Annotated in this window: 16 protein-coding genes; 5 read left to right on the plus strand and 11 right to left on the minus strand. The window is 53.7% G+C overall.

Annotation, left to right across the window (positions count from 1 at the left end; all coding sequences use genetic code 11):
* Nucleotides 1-15: 15 nt before the first annotated feature.
* The 3 genes from ACIQW9_RS00485 to ACIQW9_RS00495 all read right to left on the minus strand — a co-directional run bounded on the left by ACIQW9_RS00485 (nt 16) and on the right by ACIQW9_RS00495 (nt 2,395).
* Entirely contained in the window at nt 16-639 is a 624-nt protein-coding gene (locus tag ACIQW9_RS00485) for a phosphatase PAP2 family protein (protein ID WP_402331529.1), read from the minus strand.
* 61 nt (nt 640-700) lie between these two features.
* Nucleotides 701-1,498, minus strand: a complete 798-nt coding sequence (gene lgt / locus ACIQW9_RS00490) for a prolipoprotein diacylglyceryl transferase (RefSeq protein ID WP_402331532.1) — start codon at nt 1,496-1,498, stop codon at nt 701-703.
* 3 nt (nt 1,499-1,501) lie between these two features.
* Nucleotides 1,502-2,395, minus strand: coding sequence for a LysR substrate-binding domain-containing protein (locus ACIQW9_RS00495; protein WP_402331535.1), 894 nt, complete (start codon nt 2,393-2,395; stop codon nt 1,502-1,504).
* A gap of 238 nt (nt 2,396-2,633) precedes the next feature.
* Here ACIQW9_RS00495 and ilvD point away from each other — a divergent pair, with 238 nt between their 5' ends.
* Nucleotides 2,634-4,307, plus strand: a complete 1,674-nt coding sequence (gene ilvD, locus ACIQW9_RS00500; protein ID WP_402331538.1) for a dihydroxy-acid dehydratase — start codon at nt 2,634-2,636, stop codon at nt 4,305-4,307.
* Nucleotides 4,308-4,857: 550 nt separating this feature from the next.
* Nucleotides 4,858-5,166 carry a hypothetical protein gene (locus ACIQW9_RS00505; protein WP_402331541.1) on the plus strand — a complete coding sequence of 103 codons (309 nt, stop codon included), beginning with the start codon at nt 4,858-4,860 and terminating at the stop codon, nt 5,164-5,166.
* A gap of 82 nt (nt 5,167-5,248) precedes the next feature.
* Here the strand turns inward: ACIQW9_RS00505 and ACIQW9_RS00510 are convergent, their stop codons facing one another.
* Nucleotides 5,249-5,464 (minus strand): TIGR04438 family Trp-rich protein, encoded by a 216-nt coding sequence (locus tag ACIQW9_RS00510; protein WP_011870271.1) that lies wholly within the window; start codon nt 5,462-5,464, stop codon nt 5,249-5,251.
* 157 nt (nt 5,465-5,621) lie between these two features.
* Between ACIQW9_RS00510 and ACIQW9_RS00515 the strand changes: the two genes are divergently transcribed.
* Nucleotides 5,622-5,930 (plus strand): c-type cytochrome, encoded by a 309-nt coding sequence (locus ACIQW9_RS00515; protein WP_402331543.1) that lies wholly within the window; start codon nt 5,622-5,624, stop codon nt 5,928-5,930.
* A gap of 161 nt (nt 5,931-6,091) precedes the next feature.
* On the opposite strand, the gene ACIQW9_RS00520 is transcribed toward ACIQW9_RS00515, so the two are convergent.
* Complete coding sequence (locus ACIQW9_RS00520; protein WP_402331546.1) at nt 6,092-7,237, minus strand: branched-chain amino acid ABC transporter substrate-binding protein; 1,146 nt, start codon at nt 7,235-7,237, stop codon at nt 6,092-6,094.
* A gap of 135 nt (nt 7,238-7,372) precedes the next feature.
* On the opposite strand from ACIQW9_RS00520, the gene ACIQW9_RS00525 reads away from it, so the two are divergent.
* Nucleotides 7,373-7,882 carry an Lrp/AsnC family transcriptional regulator gene (locus tag ACIQW9_RS00525; protein ID WP_402331549.1) on the plus strand — a complete coding sequence of 170 codons (510 nt, stop codon included), beginning with the start codon at nt 7,373-7,375 and terminating at the stop codon, nt 7,880-7,882.
* 89 nt (nt 7,883-7,971) lie between these two features.
* Here the strand turns inward: ACIQW9_RS00525 and ACIQW9_RS00530 are convergent, their stop codons facing one another.
* The 6 genes from ACIQW9_RS00530 to folD all read right to left on the minus strand — a co-directional run bounded on the left by ACIQW9_RS00530 (nt 7,972) and on the right by folD (nt 14,024).
* Nucleotides 7,972-9,288 carry a D-amino acid dehydrogenase gene (locus ACIQW9_RS00530; RefSeq protein WP_402331551.1) on the minus strand — a complete coding sequence of 439 codons (1,317 nt, stop codon included), beginning with the start codon at nt 9,286-9,288 and terminating at the stop codon, nt 7,972-7,974.
* A gap of 145 nt (nt 9,289-9,433) precedes the next feature.
* Nucleotides 9,434-9,901, minus strand: a complete 468-nt coding sequence (locus ACIQW9_RS00535; RefSeq protein ID WP_402331554.1) for a hypothetical protein — start codon at nt 9,899-9,901, stop codon at nt 9,434-9,436.
* A complete protein-coding gene (locus ACIQW9_RS00540) occupies nt 9,898-10,323 on the minus strand; it encodes a DNA polymerase III subunit chi (RefSeq protein ID WP_402331556.1) in 426 nt (141 codons plus the stop codon). Before ACIQW9_RS00540 ends, ACIQW9_RS00535 begins: the two co-directional genes overlap by 4 nt.
* A 49-nt stretch (nt 10,324-10,372) precedes the next feature.
* Nucleotides 10,373-10,987: a DUF4124 domain-containing protein gene (locus tag ACIQW9_RS00545; RefSeq protein WP_402331559.1), complete on the minus strand. Its 615-nt coding sequence runs from the start codon at nt 10,985-10,987 to the stop codon at nt 10,373-10,375.
* A 110-nt stretch (nt 10,988-11,097) separates the two neighbouring features.
* Entirely contained in the window at nt 11,098-13,173 is a 2,076-nt protein-coding gene (locus ACIQW9_RS00550; RefSeq protein WP_402331562.1) for a M3 family metallopeptidase, read from the minus strand.
* Nucleotides 13,173-14,024 (minus strand): bifunctional methylenetetrahydrofolate dehydrogenase/methenyltetrahydrofolate cyclohydrolase FolD, encoded by an 852-nt coding sequence (gene folD, locus ACIQW9_RS00555; protein WP_402331565.1) that lies wholly within the window; start codon nt 14,022-14,024, stop codon nt 13,173-13,175. Before folD ends, ACIQW9_RS00550 begins: the two co-directional genes overlap by 1 nt.
* 326 nt (nt 14,025-14,350) lie before the next feature.
* Here folD and aceE point away from each other — a divergent pair, with 326 nt between their 5' ends.
* Nucleotides 14,351-17,047, plus strand: coding sequence for a pyruvate dehydrogenase (acetyl-transferring), homodimeric type (gene aceE, locus ACIQW9_RS00560; RefSeq protein ID WP_402331568.1), 2,697 nt, complete (start codon nt 14,351-14,353; stop codon nt 17,045-17,047).
* The last annotated feature ends 5 nt before the right edge of the window (nt 17,048-17,052 follow it).

Raw genomic sequence — 17,052 nt, forward strand, 5'->3', positions numbered from 1 at the left:
CCGGAAGCTTGCGGCTTAGCGGTATTCAGTCGTTACTGATTCCAGATTCGTTGTCTGTGCGGGCCGCTCTTTACCGGACAGGTAATAGGCAACGCCTTCCAGCCATGATTCGGTCGGTGCCGGCTTCAAAGTGAGTATCGGCAGCAAGGCGACGACACCGATCACCAATAGCTTGCGATCAAAGACGACAGGTCTGTTGCGTATCAGCCATGCAAAGCCCACACCGACGACAGCGCCCAACAGACAGCCGCTGACAACTTCAGAAACCGAATGCACATGTATGGCGAGGCGTGAAATGCCGATGGCAATGCCAAAAACGAGTCCGGCCAGCAAACCGAGTTGCTGTATCTGGCGTGCTTGTTTTTGCAGCAGGATCGCCATCAACGCCGGCGCAATCGCGGTGGCGCGCATCGCATGCCCGCTGATACCGGTGAAATCAAGCGAAGCTATCCCCAGGCCCCAACCGATATAGGCAATTTTGGTGGCAACGACCAGCACAATTCCAGAACCGAACAAAAAACACCATAGAAAAAATGGCTTCCATGTGCGGGCACCGGCCAGCCAGACTGCCAGCAAGGCAGCGACCGGCATCGTGAAATTGCTGTCTGCAAGTTTGGTAAAGGCAGCCCAGGAAATCATTGTTGCTGCCCATCACGGAATATTGATATTGAGTTTTTTATGTGCTTGCTTGTCTGCATCCTCATGCAGCCTTCTTCCGGTATGCGAGCACCAACATGACGATACCCAATACGATTAAGGGTACGGATAGCATCTGCCCGGCAGAAATCGTGATCCCGGCGAAATGGACTTCGTAATCCGGCATGCGGAAGTATTCGGTGAAGAAGCGTGCCGAGCCATACAGCAGCGCGAACATGCCGCCGACCGCCATGCGTGGTCGTGCTTTGCGCGAGAATATCCACAGCAGGATGAACATCAGCAAGCCATCGACCAGCGCCTGATACAAGGGCGATGGATGACGCGGCAGATTATCTACATTCGGCCAGATCATTGCCCACGGCAGCGATGCGTCGGCGACGCGACCGGGCAGTTCGGCATTGATGAAATTTCCCAGGCGGCCGAATGCATAGCCGAGAGGCACCATGGGCGCGATGAAATCCCATACGTCCAGCACATTGCGTCCCTGCCTGCGGGCCCAGATGCTCATCGCAAACAGCACGCCGAGGAAGCCGCCATGGAAGGACATGCCGCCTTTCCATATCTTGAAGATTTCCAGTGGATGCGAGAAATAGTATGCTGGATCGTAGAAAATTACTTCGCCCAGCCGGCCGCCGACGATGACGCCGAGCACGCCGTAGAACAGCATGTCATCGATGTCTTCCTTCTTCCAGCCGGCGCGGGCAATATGCGGCTGCTTGATGCGTATGCGCGCGAGCCAGATGAATTGCGCAAATGCGGCGAGGTACATCAAACCGTACCAGCGTATGGCGAGCGGACCGATGGAGAGTGCAATCGGATCGGGCATAGGATGTATCCACATGTTCTAGTTCTTTCGCAACAGTTCAAGAAAAGCCTTCAGCACCGGCGAGGCATTATCGCGTCGCCATGCGAGACCGGTTTCGACCAGCGGCGTTTTATTCGCCAGCGGTTTGTAGTCGACGCCAGGCCGTTTTAAATTCGATACGGATTGTGGCACAAGCGCGATACCCATGCCGGCCGACACCAGCCCGATGATGGTTTGCATCTGGATCGCTTCCTGTCCGATATGCGGTGTCAGGCCGGCATCGCGGTAGCAAGCCAGAATCGCATCGTGGAAAGCGGGAGCAATACGTCGCGGGAAGATAATCAGCGGTAATTCAGCCAGTGCCTGAAGGGCGACGCTCTGCTTGCCGCGCAGCGCCTTCAATCCCTTAGGTGCAGCGAGAATCAAAGGTTCCGATAACACCGGTAAATAATCCAGTTGCAATTTTGCCTTGTCCGGTAAAGGCGGGATCAAAAGACCGACGTCGATGCGGCCCTGCATCAAATCGTCCAGCTGCACGTCAGTCGTCGCTTCACGCAAATCGATCTCGACACCGGGATACGATTCGCGGAATTCGCGCAGAAAAGGCGGCAGTACGCTGTAATCGGCTGTCGAGACAAAGGCCAGCGACAGGCGACCGGATGCGCCGGATGTGACGCGGCGCATCAGATCAGGCAGCGCGGCAGTTTGCTGCAGGATGCGTTGCGCTTCCGGCAGCAGCGCGTTTCCGGCCGGCGTCAAGGCGACGCTGCGACTGGTGCGGCGAAAGAGCTGCACGCCCAGCATCGCTTCCAGCGACTGGATCGCTTGCGACAGCGGCGGTTGTGTCATGTGCAGCCGGATTGCCGCGCGGCCGAAATGCATTTCTTCGGCGACGGTGACAAAATAGCGTAATTGCCTGAGCTCGATATTCATGGCTTAGATAGTGTAATTCATGGGCATTGATGGCTGATCGGCAATAGGATTATTGTTTAAATTCACTCTCAATCAATATCTTATACATATTGATCATGATGGAATCATATATTTGACACATGGCCCACCGCAAGGCAATCTAGGCGCTCTTTTCAAGGATTTGCCCTGTTACCGGGCAGGCAATCGTTGCAGCCCTTATTGCAATGAACTACCGATTTGCATTCTTTCTGGAGTCATCATGGCATTCAATCGCCGCTCGAAAAACATCACGCAAGGCGTGTCCCGCAGTCCTAACCGTTCCATGTATTACGCCATGGGTTACGAAAAGGCCGATTTCGACAAGCCTATGGTCGGCATCGCCAACGGCCACTCGACGATTACGCCATGTAACTCCGGCCTGCAAAAACTGGCTGATATCGCGATCAAGACCATCAAGGATGCAGGCGGTAATCCGCAGGTATTCGGTACGCCGACGATTTCCGACGGCATGTCCATGGGCACCGAAGGCATGAAGTATTCGCTGATTTCGCGCGAAGTCATTGCCGACTGTATCGAAACCGCCGTCAACGGCCAATGGATGGATGGCGTGCTCGTCATCGGCGGCTGTGACAAGAATATGCCGGGCGGCATGATCGCCATGTTGCGCACCAACGTACCTAGTATTTATGTCTACGGCGGCACCATCAAGCCGGGCAACTGGAAAGGCAAAGACCTGACCATCGTTTCCGCATTTGAAGCTGTCGGCGAATTTACTGCCGGCCGCATGTCGCAAGAAGATTTTGACGGTATCGAGCGCAATGCCTGTCCATCGTCCGGTTCCTGCGGCGGCATGTACACAGCGAACACCATGTCGTCTTCGTTCGAAGCATTGGGCCTGGCTTTGCCGTACTCGTCGACGATGGCCAATCCTGACGATGAAAAAGTCGGCTCCGCTGCAGAATCCGCGCGCGTGCTGATCGAAGCGATCAAGAAGGATTTGAAGCCGCGCGACATCGTTACCCGTAAATCGATAGAAAACGCAGTAGCCGTGATCATGGCAACCGGCGGTTCGACCAATGCCGTGTTGCACTTCCTGGCGATTGCACACGCAGCAGAAATCGACTGGACCATCGATGACTTCGAACGCATGCGTAAAAAAGTCCCGGTCATCTGCGATCTGAAGCCATCCGGTAAATACGTGGCGACCGATCTGCATAAAGCCGGCGGCATTCCGCAAGTGATGAAAGTGTTGTTGGACGCAGGCTTGTTGCACGGCGATTGCATGACGATCACCGGCCAGACCGTTGCAGAAGCGCTGGCGCACATCCCATCGCTCCCAAGTGCCGACCAGGACGTGATCCACACCATCGACAAGGCTTTGTACGCACAAGGTCACCTCGCGATCCTGAAAGGCAATCTGTCGCCAGAAGGTTGCGTAGCAAAAATCACCGGACTGAAAAATCCAGTGATCACCGGCCCAGCGCGCGTATTCGACGATGAATACTCGGCGATGGACGCGATCATGGCGAACCAGATCAAGGCTGGCGATGTGCTCGTCATGCGCTACCTCGGACCAAAAGGTGGCCCGGGCATGCCGGAAATGCTGGCACCGACCTCCGCACTGGTCGGTCAGGGCTTGGGTGAATCAGTTGGCTTGATCACCGATGGCCGTTTCTCCGGCGGTACCTGGGGCATGGTCGTTGGCCACGTTTCGCCGGAAGCATTTGTCGGCGGCACCATCGGTCTGGTGGAAGAAGGCGATTCCGTCACCATCGATGCGCGTCAATTGCTGATTCAGTTGAATGTATCGGAAGAGGAAATTGCACGCCGTCGTGCCAACTGGAAGCAGCCGGCACCGCGCTATACGCGTGGCGTGCTGGCAAAATATGCGGCGCTGGCATCGACGGCAAGCAAAGGCGCCGTTACCGGCTGATGCTCACACGATGTAATCGTTTTAATATTGTTTCAAATAAAAAATCCCGCCTGGTGCGGGATTTTTTATTTTGCCAGCGTATTCTCAATAACGGCATGTTCAATAACGCTGATGGCATGCAAGGGGATTCGGGTAGGCGGAAATACAAACTTCCCGTGTCGGGATGGCAGGGCGGCACTTGCAATACAGGGCCCATAATGCAAAAAGCCCGCAACCGATAAAGGGAGCAGGCTAATATTTTGATTCGTCCAGTCCTATAGTGGAAAGTGACAAACCTCAGGCGGTTTTACCCGCACAAATTCATTATCCACTTAATTCTAAAAGAGTCAATGGTTTTTCGTGTTTTCAAGCTTGGATATGGTAATTACCTTCTGTTGTAACAATAAAAGAGAAAAATCGTTATGAAAGCGACAGCAATATTGCCGAATCCACACCGGCCGCCCATATGGCGATCAAGCATCTTGCGCATATTGCAAGGGCCTGCCAATTTCGTCTCGTGCAGTGATGCTGGGAATGATGTCTGTATAGTGGCCGATTAAATTGGGAATCCATGAAAACAATCATCGCAGTAATCATACTGACACTGGCTTCTGCAGCTGCGCATGCCGACGCCAATATGGACAGGCAATCGTACTGCTCCAGTTATGCGGGCATGTTTAAATCAATTGCCGCCTGGCGCGATCAAGGTGTGCAGCCTGAGAAAACTCTGGAATTGATACGAGGAGTGAAAGGCATCCCGCTTCAGGTAAAGCAGGAATCCATCAAGGCAGTTTATTTTGACAAGGCGCTGGCAAATGCCAGAGGTCCGGAGTTCGGCAATCAGGTGCGCCTGGATTGCCTGGCCGGGAAAGTTAAATGATGACTCTTTGACTCAGGCAGGCAATTGTCTACCGCGCAATAGTAATGATCCAGGTCGGTAGCAGGCAGGTAAATACGATGCCTTATTTGAACGTTTTATTGACGCGTTCCTTGCGTGCCTTTTCCAGCTGCTCATGGGCTTTCCGCTTGTCGCGACCGAGCATGCGTTCAAAAAATTCGAACCAGAGAAAAGCGACTATAAACAGGCCGACGATCCACCACCATGACATATTTTCGAGCGGGCCGATTTCCAGGTATTTCAAAACCGATAGCAATACGATGATGATAATGAGCGGCATGTCTTCTCCCTTTTCGCAGCAGCATATTGTGAAAAAGTGTAACGGTCAATTGCTGTCGTCAACCCTGATGGTATGTTCGCGTTGTATTCATGCCGGGCAATGTATCGTGCGACTGAAACACGGTAGAATGGCGACGATCAAACTTGTGGAGAAAAGCATGAAAAGTTCTTTGTTGGTAGGTCTGGTTCTGGCTGCGGGCGTGTCGAATGTTGCGCTGGCAAACGCTGATCTGGCAAAAGCAAAAAACTGCATGGCCTGCCATTCAGTGACAAATAAAGTATTGGGCCCGTCGTTCAAGGATGTGGGTGCCAAATACGCCGGACAAAAAGGCGCCGAAGACAAATTGGTGCAAAAAATAATCAAGGGAGGCAGTGGCGCCTGGGGCACCGTGCCTATGCCGGCCAATGCGCAAGTGAGTGACGCTGAGGCGCACACACTGGTGAAATGGATACTGTCGTTGAAATAAACCGTCCTGAATGGACGCGCTGAGCTCAGCGTTTCGATGATAAAAATAAAGCGCTCTTCGGAGCGCTTTATTTTTGGCTGTGCGTATTGTGTCGTAGCGTGGGAAATAAAAAAGCCTCGCGGAAAAATCGCGAGGCTTTTAAAGAAGCGTCTGTTTGCCGATTACTTGGTCACTGCCAGCATTTCGCGTTTGCCACCCCTGAATGTATAGAGCGTCAAGGTGCCGTCCTTGATGTCGCCCTTGGCATCGAAGGCAATGGTGCCGGTAATGCCGGGGTAATTGCTCTTTGCCAGTTCGGGCAGGTATTTGGCAGGTTCCCACGAGTTGGCTTTTTTCATTGCTTCGACGACGGCGTTGGTCGCATCGTAGGCATAGGCCGCGGTGTAGACCACTTCTACGCCAAAGCGTTTTTTGTAGGCGGCGCGAAAATCTTCCACGCCTTTTCTGCGCGCTTCCGGTACGCCACCGGCTTCGGCGCAAACGACCTGGTTATCGCCCAGCGCGGTGCCGGCCAGACCCGGCAGCGAGCCGGTGCAGATGCCGTCGCCACCCATGAATTTGGCATTGATGCCCAACTGCTTCATCTGGCGCAACATCGGGCCGCCGACCGCATCCATGCCGCCGAAGAAAATAATGTCGGGCTTCTTGGCCTTGATCGAGGTCAGAATCGAGTTGAAGTCGGTTGCCTTGTTGTTGGTGTATTGGCTGGCAACGACGGAGCCGCCGGCTGCTTTCACGCCTTTGGCAAATTCATCGGCTACGCCCTGGCCGTATGCGGTACGGTCGTCGATCACGGCAACGCTTTTTCCGCCCAGTGTCTTGACTGCGTACTGGCCCAGTACCTGACCCAGTTGCGCATCATTGGCCACCACACGGAAGGCGGTCTTGAAGCCCTGCTGTGTATATTTCGGATTCGTTGCAGATGGTGATACTTGCGGGATGCCTGCGTTGGCATAAATTCTGGAGGCAGGGATCGTGGTGCCGGAATTCAAATGGCCGATCACTGCGACAACGCCGGCATCGACGAGTTTTTGCGCAGCGGCTGTGGCCTGTTTCGGATCGGATGCATCATCTTCGGCCAGCAACTGGAATTTCACTTTCTTGCCGCCTATCGTAATGCTTTTGGTATTCAGGTCTTCGACGGCCATGCGCGCACCGTTTTCATTATCCTTGCCCATGTGCGCATCGGTGCCGGTGATCGGCGCCACGCTGCCGATCTTGATGATCTGCTCCTGTGCTGCAGCGCCGCCTGCCAGGGCAAATGCAAGTGCGCCTGCCAGTGGAATCATTTTGCTCTTGAACTGCATATATTTTCTCCTGAGGATTGTAAAAATACAGAGTAGCTGCAACACTGAGCATGCATCTCAAGATGATGACCTTACAACAGAAGAAAATACGACGCAAAGCGTTTTTGCGCGATTTCCCAGATTTACACAGCTCCCATGTCCAAACTTCACACCCTAGACAAAGTCGATCGCAAGCTTTTAAACCTTCTGCAGAAGGATAATCAGATGCCGACACGCATCCTGGCGGACAAGGTGCATATTTCGCAGCCGACCTGTCTGCGGCGCATACGCGACATGCGCGATGCCGGCATCATCAGCGCCGATGTGGCGATGATCGATCCGTTTGCACTTGGCTACGGGATGCTGGCGTTTCTGGAAGTGTCGCTGGCGAATCAATCCGACGAACATATGCTGGAATTTGAAACACGCATGAACAAGGAAGCGGAAGTGATGCAGTGTTATTTCGTTTCCGGCGATTACGATTATTTTCTGGTGGTGCATGTAGTGGACATGGACGCCTATTACCAGTTTGTGCGTCGCGCGATTTCGGGCTCCGGCAATGTACGGCATTTTCAGTCGCGTTTCCCGATGAAGCGGGCGAAGTTCGATACGCGCATTGCGCTGGACGAGAAGGTCAGTGCGTTACAGGTGCGTATCGATAAATAAGAGTACAGGGGAAAAGCGCAGGTATTTTCTTCGCGCATAAAAAAACGCTGCATGTTATTTCATGCAGCGTTTTTTTTGAGACTCGTTTTTTAGGCGGTGATCGATTGCGGCGTGATGATGCGATCGGATGATCGATACGGCATGCCGGTGAAGCGGAAATTCACTTCCGGTTGATGTCCGGAAACGATATCTGCCAGGGCGCGGCCCGAACCGCAGCCCATGGTCCAACCCAGTGTGCCGTGGCCGGTGTTCAGGAACAGATTGCTGAATTTGGTTTTGCCGATGTAAGGCACATTGGATGGCGTCAATGGGCGCAAGCCGGTCCAGTACACCGGATTATCGTAATCGCAGGCATCCGGGAATAATTCGCGCGTGCGGCGCGTGATGGCTTCGCAACGTGCGGTATTCAAGTCGCGCGTGTAACCGTTCAATTCGCAAGTGCCGGCGACACGCAAGCGATCGCCCAGACGCGAGACCACCAGTTTGTAGCCGTCGTCGGTCAGCGATACCGATGGCGCGGCGGACGGATCGATCACGGTGTAGGTTGCCGAATAACCCTTGCCCGGATAAATCATCAGATCGATGCCCAATGGTTTTGCCAGTGCGGTAGAAAAACTGCCCATTGCCAATACAAATGCATCGGCGTGCAGGACTTCGTGGCGACCTTCCGGTGTGATGACTTCCACGCCGGTGATCTTGGCGCTGGCGCCGGCACCTTCGGTGATCAAGCGGGTGACCGTGGTATTGAACTTGAAATTCACACCGGCTTCGGCTGACTTTTTTGCCAGGCCGGAAGTGAATTTGTAGACATCGCCGGATTCGTCGTTGGCAGTGAAGTCGCCACCGACGATCTTGTCGCGTATGCGGGCCAATGCAGGTTCTATCCTGATGACTTCATCCGTACTGATGGAATCGCGCGGACAACCCAGATCGCGCATCAGTTTGGCTGCCGGCAGCGAATCGTCGAATTCTTTTTGATCAGTATAGAAATGCAGAATGCCGCGATTCAGATTGTCGTATTCGATCCCGGTTTCTGCGCGCAAACCGACCAGAGTCTGGCGGCTGTATTCGCAGAGGGCGACGATCTGATGGATATTTTCATTGGTGCGGCCCGGCGTGCATTCACGCAGGAAGTTCAGGGCCCACTTCCACTGCAGCCATTCGGGACGGAAGCGATACAGCAAAGGCGCATCTTCCTTGCCCAGCCATTTCAAGACTTTCATAGGCGCGGCCGGATTGGCCCATGGCTCGGCATGCGAGACGGAAATCTGGCAACCATTGGCAAAGCTGGTTTCCTGTGCGGCGCCAGGCTGACGATCAATGACGGTTACATCATGTCCGGCCTTGTTTAAAAACCATGCAGATGCAGTACCGATGATGCCTGAACCCAAGACAATTACTTTCATTTCAATTTCCGCCATTGTTGTTGTGCAATGACTCAATTGTAGAAAATTATCTATTTTTTATGTGTTCATAATGATGGCAATAATTTATATTTAATTACATTAATTTTTATTAATTGTTTTAAAAAACAAAATATTAAATATAAATTTAGTTTTTTGAAAAATGAATTTTGTCTATTTCCTGCACCACGGCGTCGCTGATGACTTCTTCCAGCGTCTCATGCAAACCCTGCCGTAATTCGTTCACGGCCAGTTGCACGCTGTCGGCAAGGCTTTCCCTGATGCGTTGTTCGAGCACGGTATCGATACGATCCATAATTTGTGTGAGCACGCGCTCACTTATCTTCTGTTCCAGGCGCGTCCATTCTTCATCCAGCCAGCCGGTAATCGGAGCATGTTCTATTGGTGTCAGTGTGGATTCGATTTCGACCTGAAGCACAGGGATCTCTGGCAACTCTTCAGGCTCTGGTGTCGGCGTTGAGGCAGGGAAAAATACCTGAGCAGGTGCAAGAGCAGGAGGCGGTACGGGTGTTGATGCCGCGTTTGATACGCGTGGCGGTGTCAGGATGACTTCGGTCAGGACGGGGATGCCGGAATCTGGCGGGGATTTATTCATGAGTGTTCGGCCACAAAATGGGTTAGCGGGTAGCCGCGCTGTTTGTAATAAGCATAGCGTTCGCGCCCGGAAGATTTATCGGCATCGTCGGACGATACCACTTCAAACATCCGCTCGAAACGTGCAAAGTGCTCGGGCGGTGTATCCGACAGATTGATCAGGATCTGGTGATGCGGCGACTCCATCGCCTGTTCGGTGGTCAGCAGAATCGGCGTTTGCGCAGCCAAAGGATCATCCATCGCGACATGCGGGAGGAAGTCGTGTTCGGAAAACGTCCATAGCGCTTCATCCAGTACGGCAAGTTGCGCGCTATCCCTGGCTAGTATCACTACCTGGAAATCCGCCTTGCGTGCTTTGCGCGCAAGGCGGCATGCATACGCGATTTTGTCTGGGACATTGCTGTGAAAGTCGATACGCGTCATAAGATCAGGCTAAATGTGAATCAGAAATTTCTCGCTCAGAAACTGAGATTTAGAAACGGAAACCCGGCGGCGCATTGCCGGTAGCGGGCAGGGTATCGGTAAGTGGTGCAGCAGGCTTATTGTCAGCGGTCCTGGCTTCTACCACCTTTGGTTTCGGTGCGGCAGGTTCTGGCGCCGGATTGCGATAGCTTTTCGGTAATTGGCTGCTGGCTGGGTAGCCGGCGCTGCTCAATGCGGTATCCCATAACTCGGAATTGAAACCGGCTTGTTTTTGTGAACCTATCGTCGCGAATGGCAATTGTCTGTCGCCGCCAGCCTGTTTCAGGCGTGCGATGTCATCATTACTGTTGACGGTTTTTTCCGTGTATGGGACACCGCGTGTACTCAGCAGATTGCGAGCGTCCGTGCAGGCTTCGCACTTGGCTGTTGTATACAGCGTGACCGGGCTGCTTTTGACGGCTTGTGCAAGTTCAAACGGGAACCCGACAGTAGAAGGGCCGGTAGCGAGTGCCTTCTCTTCCACTTTTTTTACGGAGGATGGCGGCGGTGTGTCGCTATATGTGATCTTGCCGTCGGGCGCGACCCATTTATATAGCTGGGCATGGACATTGGCCGACACCAGCAATGTGATCAGTAGCGACAGCGGCAGCAAACCTTTTTTCATTTTGTTGTCCCGGGTATCGTTTTATAAAACGTATTGCATGTGAGCTTTTGCATTGCAGCTTTATTGTACAAGCGGGTCATTCATTGAATGACCCGCTTGTTTTTGCACGATTAGGCCGCCATGCCGCTGTGTCGCAGCAAGGCATCGATCGTCGGTTCGCGGCCGCGGAAGGCCTTGAAGGAATCGATTGCCGGTCGCGATCCGCCCATCGCCAGAATCTCGCGCAGGAAGCGTGCACCGGTATCGCCGGACAAAACATTGCCGCTGGCTTTTCCTGCTTCTTCAAAGGCGCCGTAGGCATCGGCAGAGAGGACTTCCGCCCATTTGTAACTATAGTAACCGGCCGCATAGCCGCCGGCAAAAATATGCGCGAACGAGTGCTGGAAACGATTGAATTCCGGCGGCGTCATGACCGAGACTTGCGCGCGTACTGCGTTCAATACATCCTGCACACTTTGCTTGCCGTCAGGTTGGTAATCGTAATGCAGGTGCATGTCGAACAATGAAAACTCGACCTGACGCAAGGTCTGCAGGCCGGACTGGAAGTTCTTTGCGGCGATCATCTTGTCGAACAAGGCGCGCGGTAAGGCGGCACCGGTATCGACATGCGCTGTCATGTGCTGCAGCACATCCCATTCCCAGCAGAAGTTTTCCATGAACTGCGATGGCAGTTCGACCGCATCCCATTCCACGCCGGAGATGCCGGATACACCGAGCTCTTCCACGCGCGTCAGCATGTGATGCAAGCCGTGGCCGAATTCATGGAATAGCGTGATCACTTCATCATGCGTGAACAGCGCCGGTTTGGTCTTGCCATCGATGACGGCCGGTTCGGTAAAGTTGCAGGTCAGGTAGGCGACCGGGGTCTGGATGCCGTCCTTCGTGCCTTCAAGACGACGGCGACCGCGCGCATCGTCCATCCATGCGCCGCCGCGTTTGCCCTGGCGTGCGTACAGATCGATATAGAACTGGCCGATCAGCGCACCGTCTTTTTCGATACGGAAGAATTTCACATCCGGATGCCAGACGGGGGCTGTGTCCGGTTTGATGGCGACAGAGAACAGCGTTTCAATCGTGCGGAACAGGCCGGCAATGACTTTCGGTTCCGGGAAATACTGTTTTACTTCCTGTTCGGAAAACGCATAACGCTGTTCACGCAGTTTTTCCGACGCGTAAGTGACATCCCACGCTTCCAGTTTTTCTATGCCCAGTTCTTTTTGTGCAAAGCTGCGTAGTTCCGCCAGATCCTTTTCTGCAAATGGACGGGCACGTTGGGCCAGGTCCTGCAGGAAGGTGATGACCTGATCCGGCGTTTGCGCCATTTTCGATACTAGCGACACTTCAGCGTAATTTTTATAGCCGAGCAGTTTGGCTTCTTCGTCGCGCAGTTTCAGGATGTCGACGATATTTTGCGTATTGTCCCATTCCGGTTTGCCGGCAAGCTCGGATGCCTTGGTGGCGTTGGCGCGATAAATCGTTTCACGCAGGCTGCGCTTGTCAGCGGATTGCAGGATAGGGAAATACGATGGGAAGTGCAGCGTGAATTTATAGCCGGTCTTGCCATCCTTCTCTGCCGCAGCGCGCGCGGCCTGCTTCGCATCGTCAGGCAAGCCTGCGAGTTCTGCTTCGTCTTCAACGAACAGAGCGTAATCATTGGTCGCGTCGAGTATGTTTTCAGAAAACCTGGTGGTCAGTGCCGCATGCTTTTCCTGAATTTCGGCAAAGCGTGGCTTTTGTTCTTCCGACAGTTCGGCACCGCCAAGGCGGAAGTCGCGTATGGCGTTTTCAATGATTTTCTTGCGCGCAGCTGAATAGCCGGCGTAATCCGGCCCCAGTTGCAGCGCTTTGTAATTGGTGAACAGCGTCAGGTTTTGCGCCAGCGCAGTCCAGAACTCGGTGATCTTCGGTTGGTTTTCGTTATAGGCAGCACGCAGTTCCGGTGTATCGACGACTGCATTCAAATGTCCAACAATGCCCCACGCGCGGCTGAGTTTTTCGGTGACGTTTTCCAAAGGCTCGACAAAGTTTTCCCATGTCACTTGTGCAATCGGCTCTTCAAGTTCCTTGACGACAGTGCGACTTTGGTCGAGCAGGCTGTCGATCGCCGAACCGATGTGTTCAGGTTTGATGGCTTCGAATTGTGGAAGGTCGGAAAAATCCAGCAGCGGGTTCAGGGCAATATTCATCAGTTGGTTTCTCTCTCTGCTGCTTCAATGGTGTTCACCAGAAGCATGGTAATGGTCATGGGGCCGACACCGCCCGGTACTGGCGAGATGTGACCGGCGACTTCCTTGGCTGCAGCGAAATCGACGTCGCCGCACAGTTTGCCGTTGTCATCGCGGTTGATGCCGACGTCGATCACGATGGCGCCGGGTTTGATCATGTCGGCGGTCAGCGTGTTGCGGCGGCCGGTTGCAGCCACGACGATATCGGCCTGGCGTGTGTGGTAACCGAGATCTGCGGTTCCACTATGACAGATGGTGACGGTGGCGTTGGCTTGCAAGAGCAATAATGCCATCGGTTTGCCGACGGTATTGCTGCGGCCGATGACGACGGCGTGCTTGCCGGCTATTTTGGTGCCTGTGCTTTCGATCAGCTTCATGCAGCCGTACGGTGTACATGGACGGAAGCCGGGCAGGCCGGTCAGCAGTTCGCCGGCGCTCAGGACGGAATAGCCATCCACGTCCTTGCGCGGCGAAATTGCTTCGATTACTTTGGTCGGATCGATATGTTTCGGCAATGGCATCTGGACCAGAATGCCGTGGATTGCAGGGTCGTTGTTCAGTGCAGCAATGCGCGCCAGCAAGGCGGCCTCGGTCATATCGGCTTCGTATTTTTCCAGCAGGGAAAACAGGCCGTTGTCTTCGCATGCCTTGACCTTGTTGCGCACATAAACCTGCGAAGCCGGATCGGCGCCGACCAGAATCACGGCCAGGCCTGGCTGTTTGCCCTTGGCGCTCAGTGCTGCCGCACGGCTTGCTACGTCCTGGCGAAGTTGTTGGGAAAGCAAATTGCCGTCAATGATGTGTGCGCTCATGAATTTGATAATAGAAATAGAAGAGAAAGACTGATTATAAGGGACTGAAAAGCAGAGGATGCAAAGGTGGAGGCGAAAGGCGTATGCAGGCGGCTTCCAGGTCGATTTACCTGCCATGCGTGGCTAATAGATCAAAATGGACTAAAAGCCTTTAAAAATGCTGCTATGCCACATAATTTCGCATTATGATAAATGATATCGCCATTTGAAAATAACAAAAACAGCTGTTAAACTCAAGTCAATCTGCACGACTATACGTGTTATTGACTTTAAAAATGACGTCCGTTTTTACAAAAAACGGCATTAGATAAATCAGGAGACAAACGATGTCCGCCCAAATCGACCAAGTACTGGCGCAAGCCGCCAACGATCCAGATGTAATGGAAACACAAGAGTGGCTTGATGCCCTCGAATCCGTTATTGAAAACGAGGGTCCTGAGCGGGCCCATTATCTGATGGAGCGTTTGATCGATCTGGCACGTCGTCGCGGTGCGCAGGTTCCATTCTCCAGCACGACTGCATACGTTAATACCATTCCTGCCGATCTTGGCGAAAACTCGCCCGGCAACCTCGAATACGAAGAGCGTCTGCGCTCATGGATGCGCTGGAATGCGATGGCGATGGTGGTCAAGGCCAACCGCGTTGATGGCGACTTGGGCGGCCATATCTCCAGCTTTGCCTCGCTGGCGAACATGCTGGGCACCGGCTTCAACCATTTCTGGCACGCGCCGACTGAAGATCACGGCGGCGACCTGCTCTATATTCAAGGTCACTCATCGCCTGGCGTCTATGCGCGCGCCTTTCTTGAAGGTCGCTTGAGCGAAGAACAATTGATCAACTTCCGTCGTGAAGTCGATGGTCATGGCTTGTCTTCCTATCCGCATCCGAAACTGATGCCGGACTTCTGGCAGTTCCCGACTGTGTCGATGGGCCTCGGCCCGCTGATGGCAATCTATCAGGCGCGTTTCCTCAAATATCTGCACGCACGCGACATCGCGAAAACCGATAACCGCAAAGTCTGGGTATTCTGCGGCGATGGCGAAATGGATGAAGTCGAATCGATGGGCGCAATCGGCGTCGCAGGTCGCGAACAACTCGACAACCTGGTCATGGTCGTCAACTGTAACCTGCAACGTCTGGATGGCCCGGTACGCGGCAACGGCAAGATCATTCAGGAACTCGAAGGCGAATTCCGCGGTGCCGGCTGGAACGTCATCAAGATCATCTGGGGCTCAAACTGGGATCCGCTGCTGGCGAAAGACAAAGAAGGTATCTTGCAGCGCGTGATGATGGAAACGCTGGACGGCGAATACCAGAATTACAAAGCCAAGGATGGCGCATACGTGCGCAAGAATTTCTTCGGCAAGCATCCAAAATTGCTGGAAATGGTTTCGCGCATGTCGGACGACGACATCTGGCATCTGCTGCGCGGTGGTCATGATCCACACAAGGTTTACGCTGGCTTCAAGCAAGCGCAAGAACACAAAGGTCAGCCGACCGTACTGCTGGTCAAAACCGTCAAAGGTTATGGCATGGGCAAATCGGGCGAAGCGCGCAACACTGCGCATCAAACCAAAAAGCTCGACGACGAGGCAGTACGCGAAATGCGCGACCGCTTTTCACTGCCGATCGCTGACGAACATCTGGCCGACATTCCATTCTTCAAACCGGCCGACGATGCGCCTGAGATGAAGTATCTGCACGAACGTCGTGCGGCGCTTGGCGGCTATCTGCCGCAACGTCGCATGCATGCGGATGAAAAATTGCCGGTGCCGGAATTGGCTGCATTCAAGGCAGTGCTCGATCCAACCGCAGAAGGTCGCGAAATCTCGACCACGCAAGCGTATGTGCGCATGATCTCTATCCTGTTGCGCGACGCAAATCTGGGCCAACGTCTGGTGCCGATTCTGGTGGATGAATCGCGTACCTTCGGTATGGAAGGCTTGTTCCGTCAAATCGGTATTTACAACCGCGAAGGCCAGTTGTATGAGCCGGTCGATAAAGACCAGGTCAGCTATTACCGCGAAGATAAAGCCGGTCAGATTCTGCAGGAAGGCATTAACGAAGCGGGTGCGATGGCATCGTGGATTGCGGCGGCAACCTCGTACTCGACCAACAACCGCATCATGGTGCCGTTCTACACGTTCTACTCGATGTTCGGCCTGCAACGTATCGGTGATCTGGCATGGGCAGCGGGCGACATGCGTGCACGCGGCTTCCTGCTCGGCGGCACAGCTGGTCGTACTACATTGAACGGCGAAGGCTTGCAGCATGAAGATGGTCACAGCCACATTCTGGCATCGACGATCCCGAACTGCGTCCCTTACGACCCGACCTTCGCACATGAAGTCGCCGTCATCATGCAGGATGGCTTGAAGCGCATGATCGAAAATCAGGAAGATGTGTTCTATTACATCACCTTGATGAACGAGAACTACGCACAACCTGGTTTGAAAGAAGGCCAGGAAAAAGACATCATCAAAGGTTTGTACCTGCTGCAGGAAGGCGCGAAAAAATCGAAAAACCGCGTGCAACTGATGGGCTCCGGCACCATCTTGCGCGAAGTCATCGCCGCTGCCGATCTGTTGAAAGACGACTGGGGCATTGCGTCCGATGTCTGGTCGGCACCTTCGTTCACCCTGCTGGCACGTGATGGTCAGGATGTAGAACGCTGGAACATGCTGCATCCGGCAGATGCGCCACGCGTTGCGCACGTTACACAATCGTTGCAAGGCACGGCCGGCCCTATCGTCGTCGCGACCGATTACATGCGCACCTTCGCCGAGCAAGTACGTGCTTTCATTCCGAAAGAACGTACATACAAAGTGTTGGGAACAGACGGTTTCGGCCGCTCGGACAGCCGTGCAAAACTGCGCGAATTCTTTGAGGTCAATCGTTACTTCGTGACTGTTGCAGCACTCAAGGCATTGGCGGATGATGGAGCGATTGCACCTTCCGTGGTTGCAGAAGCAATTGCGAAATACGGCATCAATCCAGAAAAAGCCAATCCGGTAACGCTGTAATCTAC

This window comes from Herminiimonas sp. NPDC097707 (assembly GCF_044761395.1).
GTDB lineage: Bacteria > Pseudomonadota > Gammaproteobacteria > Burkholderiales > Burkholderiaceae_D > Oxalicibacterium.

Excerpts from the sequence above, each read along its gene's own strand:
- ACIQW9_RS00505 (WP_402331541.1), top strand. The coding sequence starts at position 4,858 with ATGAAAACAATCATCGCAGTAATCATACTGACACTGGCTTCTGCAGCT.
- ACIQW9_RS00535 (WP_402331554.1), bottom strand. The coding sequence starts at position 9,901 with ATGAATAAATCCCCGCCAGATTCCGGCATCCCCGTCCTGACCGAAGTC.
- ACIQW9_RS00550 (WP_402331562.1), bottom strand. The coding sequence starts at position 13,173 with ATGAATATTGCCCTGAACCCGCTGCTGGATTTTTCCGACCTTCCACAA.
- ACIQW9_RS00515 (WP_402331543.1), top strand. The coding sequence starts at position 5,622 with ATGAAAAGTTCTTTGTTGGTAGGTCTGGTTCTGGCTGCGGGCGTGTCG.
- ACIQW9_RS00525 (WP_402331549.1), top strand. The coding sequence starts at position 7,373 with ATGTCCAAACTTCACACCCTAGACAAAGTCGATCGCAAGCTTTTAAAC.
- folD (WP_402331565.1), bottom strand. The coding sequence starts at position 14,024 with ATGAGCGCACACATCATTGACGGCAATTTGCTTTCCCAACAACTTCGC.
- ACIQW9_RS00530 (WP_402331551.1), bottom strand. The coding sequence starts at position 9,288 with ATGAAAGTAATTGTCTTGGGTTCAGGCATCATCGGTACTGCATCTGCA.
- aceE (WP_402331568.1), top strand. The coding sequence starts at position 14,351 with ATGTCCGCCCAAATCGACCAAGTACTGGCGCAAGCCGCCAACGATCCA.
- ACIQW9_RS00510 (WP_011870271.1), bottom strand. The coding sequence starts at position 5,464 with ATGCCGCTCATTATCATCATCGTATTGCTATCGGTTTTGAAATACCTG.
- ACIQW9_RS00540 (WP_402331556.1), bottom strand. The coding sequence starts at position 10,323 with ATGACGCGTATCGACTTTCACAGCAATGTCCCAGACAAAATCGCGTAT.
- lgt (WP_402331532.1), bottom strand. The coding sequence starts at position 1,498 with ATGTGGATACATCCTATGCCCGATCCGATTGCACTCTCCATCGGTCCG.
- ACIQW9_RS00485 (WP_402331529.1), bottom strand. The coding sequence starts at position 639 with ATGATTTCCTGGGCTGCCTTTACCAAACTTGCAGACAGCAATTTCACG.
- ACIQW9_RS00520 (WP_402331546.1), bottom strand. The coding sequence starts at position 7,237 with ATGCAGTTCAAGAGCAAAATGATTCCACTGGCAGGCGCACTTGCATTT.
- ACIQW9_RS00545 (WP_402331559.1), bottom strand. The coding sequence starts at position 10,987 with ATGAAAAAAGGTTTGCTGCCGCTGTCGCTACTGATCACATTGCTGGTG.
- ACIQW9_RS00495 (WP_402331535.1), bottom strand. The coding sequence starts at position 2,395 with ATGAATATCGAGCTCAGGCAATTACGCTATTTTGTCACCGTCGCCGAA.
- ilvD (WP_402331538.1), top strand. The coding sequence starts at position 2,634 with ATGGCATTCAATCGCCGCTCGAAAAACATCACGCAAGGCGTGTCCCGC.